This is a genomic window from Clostridia bacterium (genome assembly GCA_028698525.1).
In the GTDB taxonomy this organism is placed as follows: domain Bacteria; phylum Bacillota; class Clostridia; order JAQVDB01; family JAQVDB01; genus JAQVDB01.
This window is the reverse complement of sequence record JAQVDB010000038.1, coordinates 9,009-22,054: the sequence shown is the minus strand read 5'-3', so window position 1 is coordinate 22,054 and position 13,046 is coordinate 9,009. Positions and strand designations below refer to the sequence as shown.

Annotated in this window: 14 protein-coding genes; 4 read left to right on the top strand and 10 right to left on the bottom strand. The window is 38.9% G+C overall.

The annotated features are described in order from the left end of the window. Window positions 1-1,570, bottom strand: a 1,570-nt coding sequence (secA, locus tag PHP06_07075; GenBank protein MDD3840322.1) for a preprotein translocase subunit SecA, incomplete at its 3' end; no start/stop codon positions are given. Window positions 1,571-1,729: 159 nt separating this feature from the next. On the opposite strand from secA, the gene PHP06_07070 reads away from it, so the two are divergent. From PHP06_07070 to raiA, 3 genes are all read left to right on the top strand, one after another. Further along, window positions 1,730-1,999, top strand: a complete 270-nt coding sequence (locus tag PHP06_07070; protein MDD3840321.1) for a hypothetical protein — start codon at window positions 1,730-1,732, stop codon at window positions 1,997-1,999. Continuing rightward, window positions 1,996-3,177 carry a PAS domain-containing sensor histidine kinase gene (locus PHP06_07065; protein MDD3840320.1) on the top strand — a complete coding sequence of 394 codons (1,182 nt, stop codon included), beginning with the start codon at window positions 1,996-1,998 and terminating at the stop codon, window positions 3,175-3,177. The genes PHP06_07070 and PHP06_07065 overlap by 4 nt, the downstream gene beginning before the upstream one ends. A gap of 157 nt (window positions 3,178-3,334) precedes the next feature. Beyond that, entirely contained in the window at window positions 3,335-3,874 is a 540-nt protein-coding gene (gene raiA, locus PHP06_07060) for a ribosome-associated translation inhibitor RaiA (protein ID MDD3840319.1), read from the top strand. 382 nt (window positions 3,875-4,256) lie between these two features. Here the strand turns inward: raiA and PHP06_07055 are convergent, their stop codons facing one another. The 8 genes from PHP06_07055 to PHP06_07020 all read right to left on the bottom strand — a co-directional run bounded on the left by PHP06_07055 (window position 4,257) and on the right by PHP06_07020 (window position 10,847). Further along, on the bottom strand, window positions 4,257-4,979 hold the full coding sequence (locus PHP06_07055; GenBank protein MDD3840318.1) for an amino acid ABC transporter ATP-binding protein: 723 nt from the start codon (window positions 4,977-4,979) through the stop codon (window positions 4,257-4,259). Next, on the bottom strand, window positions 4,972-5,697 hold the full coding sequence (locus PHP06_07050; protein MDD3840317.1) for an amino acid ABC transporter permease: 726 nt from the start codon (window positions 5,695-5,697) through the stop codon (window positions 4,972-4,974). Before PHP06_07050 ends, PHP06_07055 begins: the two co-directional genes overlap by 8 nt. An 83-nt stretch (window positions 5,698-5,780) precedes the next feature. Further along, entirely contained in the window at window positions 5,781-6,578 is a 798-nt protein-coding gene (locus tag PHP06_07045; GenBank protein ID MDD3840316.1) for a basic amino acid ABC transporter substrate-binding protein, read from the bottom strand. 413 nt (window positions 6,579-6,991) lie between these two features. Continuing rightward, window positions 6,992-7,276: a zinc-ribbon domain containing protein gene (locus tag PHP06_07040; GenBank protein MDD3840315.1), complete on the bottom strand. Its 285-nt coding sequence runs from the start codon at window positions 7,274-7,276 to the stop codon at window positions 6,992-6,994. 115 nt (window positions 7,277-7,391) lie between these two features. Then, a complete protein-coding gene (locus PHP06_07035) occupies window positions 7,392-7,877 on the bottom strand; it encodes a flagellar protein FlgN (protein ID MDD3840314.1) in 486 nt (161 codons plus the stop codon). Window positions 7,878-7,881: 4 nt separating this feature from the next. After that, window positions 7,882-8,268 carry a flagellar export chaperone FliS gene (fliS, locus tag PHP06_07030; protein ID MDD3840313.1) on the bottom strand — a complete coding sequence of 129 codons (387 nt, stop codon included), beginning with the start codon at window positions 8,266-8,268 and terminating at the stop codon, window positions 7,882-7,884. 30 nt (window positions 8,269-8,298) lie between these two features. Further along, window positions 8,299-10,461 carry a flagellar filament capping protein FliD gene (fliD, locus tag PHP06_07025; protein MDD3840312.1) on the bottom strand — a complete coding sequence of 721 codons (2,163 nt, stop codon included), beginning with the start codon at window positions 10,459-10,461 and terminating at the stop codon, window positions 8,299-8,301. 14 nt (window positions 10,462-10,475) lie between these two features. Continuing rightward, window positions 10,476-10,847 (bottom strand): flagellar protein FlaG, encoded by a 372-nt coding sequence (locus PHP06_07020; protein MDD3840311.1) that lies wholly within the window; start codon window positions 10,845-10,847, stop codon window positions 10,476-10,478. Between the two features lie 660 nt (window positions 10,848-11,507). Between PHP06_07020 and PHP06_07015 the strand changes: the two genes are divergently transcribed. After that, on the top strand, window positions 11,508-12,299 hold the full coding sequence (locus PHP06_07015) for an amidohydrolase family protein (protein ID MDD3840310.1): 792 nt from the start codon (window positions 11,508-11,510) through the stop codon (window positions 12,297-12,299). A 6-nt stretch (window positions 12,300-12,305) separates the two neighbouring features. Here the strand turns inward: PHP06_07015 and PHP06_07010 are convergent. Then, window positions 12,306-13,046 (bottom strand): GGDEF domain-containing protein (locus tag PHP06_07010; GenBank protein MDD3840309.1); only part of this gene is annotated, 741 nt, incomplete at its 5' end.

The following is a 13,046-nucleotide window of genomic DNA, read 5'->3' as shown; positions in this document are numbered from 1 at the left end:
GCAGCTGGTTGTCTATCCTTCTGCTCTCATGGCGTTCAGTGCCTAGAACAAAGAGCCCTCCTAGCTCTGCCACTCCTTCTTCCAATACTATATCGGTTCCACGGCCTGCCATGTTGGTGGCTATAGTTACGGCACCCCGCTGACCGGCTTTTTTGATTATCTCTGCCTCTTTTTCATGGTGTTTTGCATTCAGCACTTGATGGGGTATGCCCTTTTTCTTGAGCATATCGCTTAAAATCTCGGATTTCTCAACGGACACTGTGCCTACCAAAACAGGTTGCCCCTGGGCATGCCTAGCCTCTATTTCCTTTACCACAGCTTTGAATTTGCCTAGCTCTGTCTTGAATACCACATCAGGCAAATCTTCCCTTATCATAGGCTTATGTGTAGGGATTACAACAACATCCAAGCCATATATGCCCCTGAACTCATCTTCTTCTGTAGCAGCAGTACCCGTCATACCTGCTAATTTTTTATACATTCTGAAGTAGTTCTGGAAGGTGATGGTAGCAAGGGTCTTGCTCTCTCTTTTGATCTTAACACCTTCTTTAGCCTCTATAGCCTGATGCAGCCCATCGCTGTATCTTCTCCCTGTCATCAGCCTGCCGGTAAATTCGTCCACTATTATCACTTGGTCATCTTTTACTATATAGTCTATATCTTTCTTCATCAGGCCATGGGCTTTTAGCGCCTGATTTATATGGTGCTGCAATCCCATGTTTTCAATATCCGCCAAATTCTCTATCCCAAAATATGATTCTACTCTTGTTATTCCTTCGTCTGTAAGATTTACCGTCCTGGCCTTTTCATCCACTGTATAATCGGTCTCTCTCTTGAGTCTGGAAACAAATCTGTCCACTTTATAATATATATCGGTGGATTTATCCCCTTTGCCTGAGATTATGAGGGGTGTTCTGGCTTCATCTATCAGTATGCTGTCCACTTCGTCCACTATGGCATAATTTAATTCTCTCTGTACCATATTCTCTTTGTATATAACCATGTTATCTCTCAGATAATCAAATCCAAATTCATTGTTGGTTCCATAGATGACATCTGCAGCATAGGCCTCCCGTCTATCTTTAGAATCCATATCATGTTGTATCAGGCCTACTTTAAGTCCCAAAAACTCGTATATCTTGCCCATCCATTCGCTGTCCCTCTTTGCAAGGTAATCATTGACAGTTATTATGTGCACGCCTTTGCCGGTGAGGGAGTTGAGATAGGCAGGCAAGGTTGCAACAAGGGTCTTTCCTTCACCAGTCTTCATCTCGGCTATTCTCCCCTGATGCAGTACCACACCTCCAATCAGCTGTACCCTAAAGTGTCTCATGCCCAACGTCCTGACAGAAGCCTCCCGCACAACGGCAAATGCTTCAGGGAGTATATCATCCAAGCTTTCGCCATCTGCTATTCTTTTTTTAAACTCTTGAGTCTTGGCTGCCAGCTGTTCATCCGTCAATTTTTTCATGTCAGGTTCTAGTTGTTCTATTTGGTCTACTATAGGTGTTATCAATTTTAATTCTTTTTTGTTCTGATCTCCAAAAATTTTCTTTAAAAGTCCAAACATCTTTATATATAAACCTCCTGTTTCTTACACTTTCATTACTAATTTCCATTAATTTATTTTAACACTTTTATGTACTTATAGCAAAATAAATGAACTAGTAGTATAATAAATATAAACTAACACTTTTCCCCAAAAAAAGTTAGGGGGTTACATTTTAGAATGGCATATAAAAAAACCAATCCTTTTAAAAAAATCAATATTTCAGTAAAATGCTTTTCCTGCCTTTTATTATGTGTTTTCGCTACAGTGGGCATCCTGTGGTTTTTCATAACCAATAATAATATATTTGGAATCATATTCATAATTATCCTTGCAATTTTGCTATGGATATTCTTTTGTTTCTATTTAAATTCAAAAATTTCATGGACAAAACAGTTGGAGGAAAATAACGAAAAATATAACTGCTGGTGGAAAATCAGACAGATTTGATAGTAAAAGCAGACAATCAGGGACGGCTGACATTCGTAAGCCCCTCCTATTGTAAGACTTTTGGTAAAAGCGAACAGGAGCTGCTAGGCAAAAAGTTTTTAAAGCTAGTCCATCCGGATGACCGTCAAGCTACCTTGAAAGCTGTTAAAAATTTATATCGTCCTCCCTATAGTTGTCATATGGAACAAAGAGCTCTCACTGTTGATGGATATCGATGGTTCGAATGGGCAGACAAAGCTGTATTAGATTCTGAGGGCAACGTCATCGCCATTGTAGGGGTAGGCCGAGATATTACTGATAGAAAAAATGTGGAACAAGACCTTAAAAAAGCATTGGAAGAAAACAAACAACTTCTTGAAAAAACATTGGAATATGATAAGCTAAAGACTGACTTTTTTTCCAATATATCACACGAATTTAAGACACCATTGAATATAATATTAGGTGTGATACAACTTTCTGAACTATACCGTAAAGCAGGGGACGGGCTAAAAGATCCCACACCTTATGCTAAATACATGCCTATTATGAAACAGAACTGTTTTAGGCTGCTCAGGCTTATAAACAATTTAGTGGATATGACTAGGGTAGACGCCGAGTTTATGGAGCTGCGCCTGACCAATTGTAATATAGTTAATATAATCGAAGATATTACCCTTTCAGTTGCACAATTTACTGAAAATCATGGCATAAAGGTGATATTCGACACCAACATTGAAGAAAAGATAATAGCCTGTGATGTGGACAAGATGGAAAGGATAATGCTGAATTTGCTTTCCAACTCAGTTAAATATACCGAACCAGGTGGCAGTATATGGGTAATTTTACAGGATAATGGAGATACTATTGATGTAACTGTGAGGGATACAGGTGAGGGTATTCCGGAGGATAAGGTGGATATAATATTTGACCGTTTTAGGCAGGTAGATAGTTCTTTCACCAAAACACGTGAAGGGAGCGGTATAGGCTTATCCCTGGTTCAGTCATTCATTGAGATGATGGGAGGCAATATAAGGCTTAACAGGGAGTATGAACAAGGGGCAGAATTTACAATACAGCTTCCGGCAAGAATCCTTGAAAAACAAAAGGATAATTTTATATCCAACACAGATAAAGATACTCGTGTAGAAAGGATTAATGTGGAGTTTTCAGATATTTATTCGGGCATCTTGAACTAACTGATATTGACAATGATTAGCTTGTCCTGTTTAGGGGTATATATAGAATATACATAGTAAAATATACACAAGCTCAATAAAGATAATTCTTCCCTATGCTGAATAGTATTAGTATAGGGTGTAGGATAAGATAAAGACTTGAAAGGAGCTGGATTTTATGAAGATCATTGTTAGTGGTAAAAACATGGAAGTCACCGATGCTTTAAGGAACACTGTTGAAAAAAAGGTGGGTAAATTAGAGCGATATTTCAACCCAGGCACAGAAGCTCAAGTAACGTTATCAGTAGAAAAAAATAGGCACATCGCCGAGGTGACAATACCCTTCGATGGAGTAATTCTCCGAGGGGAGGACAGCACAGATGATATGTATGCAACGATAGACAGCGTCCTTGATAAGATAGAAAGACAGATTATAAAGCACAAAACCAAGCTGGAAAGAAAACTTCGAACCGGCGCATTCAAATATAACCATCCGGTATTCTCAAAGACATATATGGATGAGAAATATGAGGAACCGGTGATAGTTAAAACCAAGAGGTTTGAAATGAAACCCATGGACCCGGAAGAGGCTATACTTCAGATGAATCTTTTGGGACACAACTTCTTCGTATTCACCAATGCAGAAACTGATGGTGTGAATGTTGTGTATAAGAGAAACGATGGGGATTACGGTTTGATAATACCTGATTATATGTAAGTGAAAGGGCCATATGGCCCTTTTTTATTTTGTGCAAAAACAACACAAGGGGACTGTCCCCTTGTGTTGTATAATACCCTGAAGCAAGTAGGCTAAATCACTAAACAGGGACTTGCATATAGAAGGTTAGCGAACTGCTCATAAATATTTGGCTAAAAAACTTGGCGAGCGTAATGTAGGAAATGCCAGTTTAGCTTTTCCTGTTTGAGCGCTAGCGAGTTTGGGAAAAGCTTGGCATTTCTGGAATGGAGTGAGCCTTAGTTTTTTCCAAATATTTATTGCATGAGCGGTCTTCTATATGCAAGTCCCGTACGTGTACACAATGATTTGATAATAAAACGACACAAGGGGACTGTCCCCTTGTGTCGTTTGGTTGTCGTAATTACAATACCTTGCTCAGGAATTCTTTTGTCCTTTTATTCTTTGAATGATTGAATATCTCATCTGGTGTTCCTTCTTCTGCGATCACTCCATCATCCATAAAGAGTATCCTATCCCCTACTTCACGGGCGAAACCCATCTCATGGGTTACTACTACCATGGTCATACCCATTCTTGCCAACTCTTTCATTACATCTAGAACTTCCCCTATCATTTCAGGGTCCAATGCTGATGTGGGTTCATCAAATAGCATTATTTCAGGGTCCATGGCAAGTGCTCGGGCTATGGCTACTCTTTGTTTTTGTCCCCCTGACAATTGTTTAGGATAAGCCTGGGCCTTGTCTTTCAGCCCCACCTTGGCTAACAGCTCCAAAGCCTTTTGCTGTGCCTCCTCTTTTGTCATCTTTTTAAGTTTTATGGGGGCAAGGCTTATATTGTCTATCACCTTCATATGAGGAAACAGATTGAATTGCTGAAAAACCATGCCCACTTTTTGTCTCAACTTATTTATTTCCTTCTTTTGCTCTACCAAAGATATCCCATCTATATATACATCACCTTTTGTAGGCTCTTCCAACAGGTTGAGACATCTCAAAAATGTACTCTTGCCGGAACCGCTGGCACCTATAACACAAACCACTTCACCTTTTTTAATATGGTTGTTTACCCCTTTTAATACCTCAAGATCTCCAAAATATTTATGCAAATTAACTACCTTAATCACTTTGTCTCAACCTCCTTTCGTATTTACCCAGTATTGCAGAAAATACACCGGTCAGCACAAGATATATTACCGCAATGGATATATAAGGTTCATATGGCCTATATGTTATGCTCATCACCTTGTTAGCCCTGTTGACAAGATCGCCCACTCCTATAACGCTGACAATAGCGGTTTCTTTTAAAAGTACTATAAACTCGTTGCCCAACGCAGGCAGTATGCTCTTCAATGCCTGAGGTATTATCACGTATCTCATGGAGGTGCTGAAGTTAAGTCCTAAAGAACGGGCCGCTTCCATCTGCCCCTTGTCTACAGAGAGTATACCTCCCCTTATTATCTCGGCAGTGTATGCGCCGCTGTTTAGAGAGAACGCAAATATAGCCGATACTGTAGGGTCTTCTATATTGAGCAGTATAATATTATAAACTATCAATAATTGCACTATGGTAGGTGTGCCTCTGGTAACAGCTACATATATATCGGCTAGCTTGCCCAACAGATATTTTAATAGGGCTAAAACACGGGGCCAAAATGCAGATATGCCTCCGCCCTTTCTAAATTCCTCTTTTAAATCATCTGAGGTAAATTTAGCGATACGGGTCACAGCTACCAATAATCCTATCAAAAAACCGAAAACAGCAGAAAACAGGGTGATATATAGTGCTACCCATGTACCCTGCAATATAAATGGAAAATATTTATTGACAAACGAAATATCCAACTTTATTTCACTCCTTATCTAACACAAAAAGACCAGTCAGAAAATACAACCTGACCGGTCATTTTGCTGTCATTATAATAGCTTTATTCTAGACCGTATTTTTTCAAAAGCTGATCATATTCCCCGGATTCTTTGAGTTCATTGAGAACTTGGTTCATGATCTCTACCAGCTTCTCGTCCCCTTTAGGAGCAGCCAGAGAATATACCTCTTCGCTCAACGGTTCATCCAAAAGTTCTAAGGAATCCTCATTTTGAGCAACATTTGCTTCTGCTACAGCCTGATCCAGCACTACAGCATCTATTTTGCCGTTGTTCAATGCCAATATAGCGGCAGTCGCCTTATCAAATCTTTTTACCTCTTTTGCTCCAATTTCCTCCTCGGAAGCAACCTCATCACCTGTAGTCCCAAGCTGTACACCGATCACTTTATCTTTTAGATCGTCCTTGCTCATTATCTCTTCATTGCCTTTGCTCTTTATTATAACCTGATAAGCTTCATAGTATGGATCTGAAAAGTCCACGCTTTTTCTTCTTTCGTCATCGGCAGTCATACCTGCTGCTACAAAATCTAGCTTACCTGAACTCAATGCAGATATCAGCCCGCCAAAATCCATATCCTTGATCTCCAGCTCTACCCCAATCTTTTCTGCTATAGCCTTTGCTATATCCACATCAAAACCTACTATTTCGCCATCTTTGCCTTCATCTATCTCTATGTATTCGAAAGGCTCAAAATCCGCACTTGTTCCCATCACTATTTTTCCTTTTTCTTTAGCTTTGTCTACAACAGATTTATCCGATCCGCCGCATCCTACAAGTGCTATAGTAAATAATGAAATCAATGCGATAATCGCTGCTGTTTTTATTAATTTTGAACTCATACACCAAACCTCCTAAAATATTCTACCAAACAAAGGGACAGTTTTTATGTCTCCCTTATTTTTAATATAAAATTTTGTACTGTATAATTATACAACATTACCTTTAAAAATGCAATGTGTTTTATCTATGGCTATATTTACCATAATACGACATATTATGCCTGCTATTAATTCACATCATGTGGATATGTGGACACTCAAACTGTGGATAGTGTGGATAAAATTGTGTATAACCTATGTTTTCGACCTTTTTACTTGTGGATAAGTTGGGGGGATTGTGGAGAATATGTGTTTCCTTTAACTTTAACCTTAACAATAAAACACGAATTTCGACAAAAAAATAAAGCTTCGAATTCCTCCGAAGCTTTTACCATCATCCGATAGATACTCCAAAAGCTCTCTTTGCTCAGGGATTATCTTATCTTTTGATAGCAATCCTTGCAGTACACAGGCCTGTCTTCGCTTGGCCTGAAGGGAACTTTTGCAGGTTTGCCACATTCAGAACAAACTGCGTCGTATAATTTTGCGCTATTTCTTCCTTTTCTTTGTCTGCTTTCAGCCTTTTTCTTATCCCTGCAGGCTTTACACCTTTTAGGTTCATTCTGGAATCCCCTTTGTTCATAAAACTCTTGCTCACCTGCAGTAAAAACAAACTCTTGTCCGCAGTCCTGACAGTTTAAAACTTTGTCTTCAAACATTTGGATAATCCCCTCGCTTAAATATTAATTATTTATACATACCCACTACTTATTGCTAGTATGTATAATTTCTTCCTTAATTATATACTCATAAATCATCAAAATCAATTTTTTTCTATTTTTTTTTGTCAATAAAATATGATGCCTGTTCGCTATATGTTTTATTATATCCTAATATACCCTTTTTATTTCGTTTTATGCTATCAATGCTCATTTTTAATTGATTTTTTTTGTCTTTAGAATCCTTTTTCAGACCATTTTCTATTTCTTTTATCTGATTTAAAACGGACACAATGTCTAGTATCCGCCTTCTCACCTTTGCTAATTCAGGATATTTGCCATAGTCAATTTCATCCATAGAATCTATTTTCATGGTTTTTTTCAGCCTGCCGGCAACCTCAAGGAATTGTTTGTCCAGCTCATTCACCTTGTCTATGCATTCCTGTTTTTGATTTATAATATTTAACAACAGCTCCAATTTATCATCATGAATTGAGGAGCGTTGTTTTTGAGTCATCGCCCGTATCTCTTTTACCAGCTCATATTTCTCTGATACCAAACATAAAAGTTTTTTTATATCTTTTTCAATGTGGGAGTCCATTTTATTATGAGTGAGAATATACTTGCTGCCTATTTATTCTCACTGCCTCCTTCCAAGCATCCTTCAGTTCTTCCAACATTGTTTCTACTTCCTTTATCGTCTGGACATCTTTGTTGATGTTGGCCTGTATCAATCTGCTGTTCATATAGCTGTACAAGCTGTAAAGATTATTTGATACTTGGTAATTCATATCCAATGAAGACATCAGCTCTGTTATTATCTTTTGTGCTTTTATTATAGAATTGTTTGAGTTTTGTATATCCTTTTGTTCAATAAATGAACATGCTTGCCTACAGCATTTTAATGCCCCATCATACATCATAAGAACCAATTCCCCTGGGCCTGCTGTATTTACTGAGTTTTGTTTGTACTGCTGATATGGATTTCCCATAGCTGCCATAATTCCATTACCCCTTTCATTTTACATTTGCCACATACCCAGCTGCTGTGTCAGCCACATACTCTGCTGATTCATCTGATTTATCGCCTTTTCCATCTGGGTATATTGGTTCCAATATCTGTTTTCTATCATTTTAAGCCTGTCCTGCCAGCTGTCTATATCTTTCTCTAAATCTCTTATCCTCGACCCTATTTGACTGTTATCCGCCTTGCTGAATGATAAAGCCGTACCTGCCTTTTCTGATATCCTGTCCATCCCCCCTGTGATGGTATCATGCATCCTCACAGCTATCCCCGATTGGCGGTAATCCCCTTCTGTCTGCCTTCTAAACATCTGGGCCACGCCGTCAGCATCGGTTTCAATAGCCTCTCTCAATTTTGCTTCATTCAAATTCAATTTGCCACGTTCATAGTATGGACCTGTAGTGATACCTATGCTGTATAAAGTATTATATTTTGAATCCACTCCATCTACAGATTCCATCAACATGTTGCGCATATCCGATAATATGGATTCCAACATAGCATCCCTTGCCAACATGCCGCTGCGAGCCTTTTCTTCCCACTTTTCTATTTGGCTGTCCTTTAACACATCTTTTTGTTCATCTGTCAGAGGAGGATAATCTTTGTATCTCTCTTCATGTATCTTTTGATTTATTGTATCTATAGTTTCATTATATGTATCTACAAACCCCTTTATATTATCTACTACCGAATCTATATCCCTGCTGGTAGTGATGGTCACTGGGGTATCCGATGTAGCTTTGAGGTTGAAAGATACACCATTTATAGTAAAATCATTGTTCTTTCTGGTGGTAGCAAGTCCATTTACCGTAAATTGGGCATCCTGCCCTGAAGTGTAGTGGTTAAGACCTAAAAGCTGTTCAGCAAAAGCACCGCTTACAGTTATGTCTTGTCCATTTGCATTGTTATTTCCTGTGCGTTTGGCAGTGAGTACCATCTTGTCGGTACTGGAGTCGTAGAATGCATTTAAATCCAAGGTCTTTGAATTGTTTATGTAGCTCACTACTGTATTCATGGATTGGTTGAGTGCATTTATGGTAAAAGTTTCGGTATTTTGCTGTCCACCTTGATTATATGATGATATGGAAAATTCAAAATCATGCCTGTCTATCTGTATGCTGCTGCCCTCTTCTATCTCTTGTTCTTCAAAAAATGTCAGCTTTAGCTTGCCGTTTCCGTCATCCTCTAACAGTACAGCACCTTCTTTAAGCTGGCTCTCATCGGTAACTGCTTTGTAATAACTGCCATTTACTTTGATGGTTATATTCTCTTTTTTGTAGTCTGCTCTTATATCGGCATAGTTTATGTTGGATACAAAGCTGGTGCCGGTCTCGTTCACCACAAATGAATCGGATACATCTGCTATCCAATCGAATTTATTCCCATCCAATATACCCTGCTGTATGAGGGTGTATAAACTCTGGTTTGTATCCATACCCTGCCTTTGGGCTTGTATCGTACCTGATGCATCCGGTTCAAAACCTAGAGCAGAAAATAGCTCCTGCCCCTCTTCCTGTTTTATCGTAAAGGCGGCAGTGCCGTCTGCGGTAAATTGGAGCTTGTTGTTTCTATCCAAAGTAACTTTTACTTTATCCTGTCCTAGAGCCTGATCTAATTTGCTCTGTATATCTGCCACCAAATCGGAATACATTCTACCGCCGCTCTTGTTGTCATACACCGCCGGATCTAATGCTATCTCTAAAAATTCGCCGTTATCGTAGCTTATCATGAAGCTCTGTACTTCCGATATGTTTACCGGAGACTGCAACGGTTTTTCTGCGGATATCTTGTACACTTGACTGGATATAGACACATCATCTGCTGTCCTGATACCTGCAGCCTTTGCAAGACTAGTGATAGAATCGAAGGTGAAAGATGTGGCTGAAGCTGCACTTGATGCAGTGGCTGATATTATGGATTGGTCTGAACTGTTGGCTATGTAAGCATTGAATGTGCTTTGAAGCCTCATGTCAAATATTGTGTTTCGCAAATTTAAAAGAAGCGTGTTTATTTCTCTGTAGTCTTCTTGCTGCCATTCAAGTACCTGTTTTTGCTGTTTTAGCTTGTCCAGCGGCATCCTTTCCACCCTCATCAGGTTGTCCACTATGCTGTCTATATCCATACCAGTGGCTAGTCCACCGACTCTCATACTATTGTACATTTGTTATCCTCCTTTTAAATCTTTTTATCTATGAGTATACCTACTGCTCTCCACATTTTCCCCAACATATCCAATATTTCTTCAGGGGGTATCTCCCTTATAACTTCTTGGGTATCCTTATTTATCACCCTTACCATTATTCTGTTTGTATCATCATGTATTTCAAATTCAAAACCTTTGTTTATGGCTTTGACCACATCATTTGCGGCATCAACAGCCCCTTGTATTTTTTGTTTGTCCAGCTGGTCATTCAGCCCAAATCTGGTCTTGTCTATCGGACGTTCTGTTTTATCTTTTTGAGCCCGCATATTCTGTTCAAGTCCGCTATGATGGCTCACAGGCCTGACTGGGGCACTTTTTACAGATGATACAGGATTTATTCCCATAATTATTCCTCCTATAGGCTGTATACATCGCCATTGTAATTTTTGTATAAATGCTTCTATTATTTTTATCGTAAATATTTGACTAAAACTTTAGCATTTTTATAATTTTGACCGTAACTGCACAGGGGGACAGTCCTATTGTGTCGTATATTACAGGAAATACGTACGGAACTTGTATATATAAGAACGTTCATGCGATAAATATTTGAAAAAAGCTACGGCTCACTGCATTCCGGAAATGTCAAGCTTTCCCCAAACTCGCTGGCGCTCAAACAGGGAAAGCTAAACTGACATTTCCTATATTTCGTTTGCCAAGCTTTTTTAGACAAATATTTATGAGCAGTTCACTAACCTTATATATACAAGTTCCTGTTGGGCAGTTTTAAACTGAACTTTGTAAAGGGAATATATAATACCCGGAGATGCGACTAATGTGCCGCACTATACATCTGGTGTTTATATAATATAGTGCGGCAGATTGCGGAGCACGGAGGGTATTATATACTCCTGATAATGCTGAAACTTTGATATGACAGCAACTATGCACGGAACATATATATAGAAGGGCGTTCATGCAATGAATATTATGATACCTGTTATGTTGTTTTGCAAAAAATATATTTTAATTGTAGAATAGATAAGTGGAAAGAAGGGAATTAGATGGAAGAATACAAAATTATTGATATGCATGCACATATCTTTCCTGAGAAGATTGCAGATAAGGCTGTTAAAGCTATAGGAGACTTTTACGGCATTGCTATGCAGGGGAAAGGTATTGTTTCCCACCTTTTGGAGTGCGGTAGCAAGGCTGGAGTGGATAGGTTTGTAATTCACTCTACTGCCACAAGAGCTGAACAGGTAAAATCGATCAACGATTATACAGCCTCTGAATCAAGGTCAGATAAGCGTTTGATAGGATTTGGCACTATTCATCCTGATTTTGATGATATAGAAGGGGAAATAGAAAGAATCAAGAATCTTGGACTGAAAGGTATAAAGCTACATCCTGAATTTCAAAATTTTAAAATAGATGATGAATGCATGTTTCCAATATACAAGGCAGCTCAAGGTAAACTGCCTGTACTGATGCACATGGGAGATAAGGCTAGAGACTGGTCCCACCCTAAAAGGCTTGCCAAAGTGATAGATGTTTTTCCTGATTTGACGGTTATAGCGGCTCATTTTGGGGGATATCTATTGTGGGATCAAGCAGAACAATATTTGATAGGCAAAAAAATATATATGGATACCTCCAGTTCTTTGTTCCTGCTGGATGATGGCAAAGCTCTGGATATGATAAGGAAACACGGAGCAGACAGGATTGTGTTCGGAACGGATTATCCTGTCTGGACCCATGAGGATGAGTTAAAAAGGCTGTTTAGGCTGGACCTGAATGAACAGGAGAGAAAGCTTATATTAAGGGAAAATATCTGCAGACTGCTTGAGCTGTAGATATTTTTATCCCACCCTGTTTCGCCCTTGAGTCTTTGCCTGGTAAAGTTTCTGATCAGCACATTCTATCATCTGCTCCGGTGTCAATTTTTTATCTTTTAATGTGCATATTCCAAAAGACGCGGTGATATTTATTCTTTGATCTTTTATTTCTATATCTGTATTTTCTATCTTTTTACGCATTCGCTCGGCTACATCCCATGCATCGTCATAGTCTGTGTTATCTAAGCATATCAAAAACTCATCTCCACCATATCTTGCAACCCAGTCAACATTATCTCTTATGCAACTCACCAATGTATCGCTGGATGCTTTTATCGCTTTATCTCCCGCAGCATGTCCATACGTATCATTTATCTCTTTGAACAGGTCAATATCACAAATGATTATTGATAGCGGCTGCTGTTTTATGGTACTCCTTATTATATCTGCAGGCAGTCTTTCATTTATGTATTTTCTATTAAAAAGCTGGGTTAGGGTATCCTTTACAAGTATCTTGTTCATATCTTCTACAATATTTTTTATGTAATATCCCTTGTCATACTCTCCTGCACCTATAAGCATCTGTTTTGTAACGTTTTTTAGAAGCTCCAATACCACTGTGCTGTTGCCATTTTCAATAGGTATAGCTGTAACCATATACAGCCTGTCGTGGGTGTTCTCCAGTTTTACAAAAGTATCCCCACCCAGATATGCTCTCATAGATATGCAGTTATCGCATATCTTATTGTTGCCCCAATAGGCATG

Coding starts and splice junctions, on each gene's coding strand:
- PHP06_07035 (MDD3840314.1), bottom strand. CDS start 7,877: ATGGACTCCCACATTGAAAAAGATATAAAAAAACTTTTATGTTTGGTA.
- raiA (MDD3840319.1), top strand. CDS start 3,335: ATGAAGATCATTGTTAGTGGTAAAAACATGGAAGTCACCGATGCTTTA.
- fliS (MDD3840313.1), bottom strand. CDS start 8,268: ATGGGAAATCCATATCAGCAGTACAAACAAAACTCAGTAAATACAGCA.
- PHP06_07045 (MDD3840316.1), bottom strand. CDS start 6,578: ATGAGTTCAAAATTAATAAAAACAGCAGCGATTATCGCATTGATTTCA.
- PHP06_07020 (MDD3840311.1), bottom strand. CDS start 10,847: ATGGGAATAAATCCTGTATCATCTGTAAAAAGTGCCCCAGTCAGGCCT.
- PHP06_07015 (MDD3840310.1), top strand. CDS start 11,508: ATGGAAGAATACAAAATTATTGATATGCATGCACATATCTTTCCTGAG.
- PHP06_07070 (MDD3840321.1), top strand. CDS start 1,730: ATGGCATATAAAAAAACCAATCCTTTTAAAAAAATCAATATTTCAGTA.
- PHP06_07040 (MDD3840315.1), bottom strand. CDS start 7,276: ATGTTTGAAGACAAAGTTTTAAACTGTCAGGACTGCGGACAAGAGTTT.
- fliD (MDD3840312.1), bottom strand. CDS start 10,461: ATGTACAATAGTATGAGAGTCGGTGGACTAGCCACTGGTATGGATATA.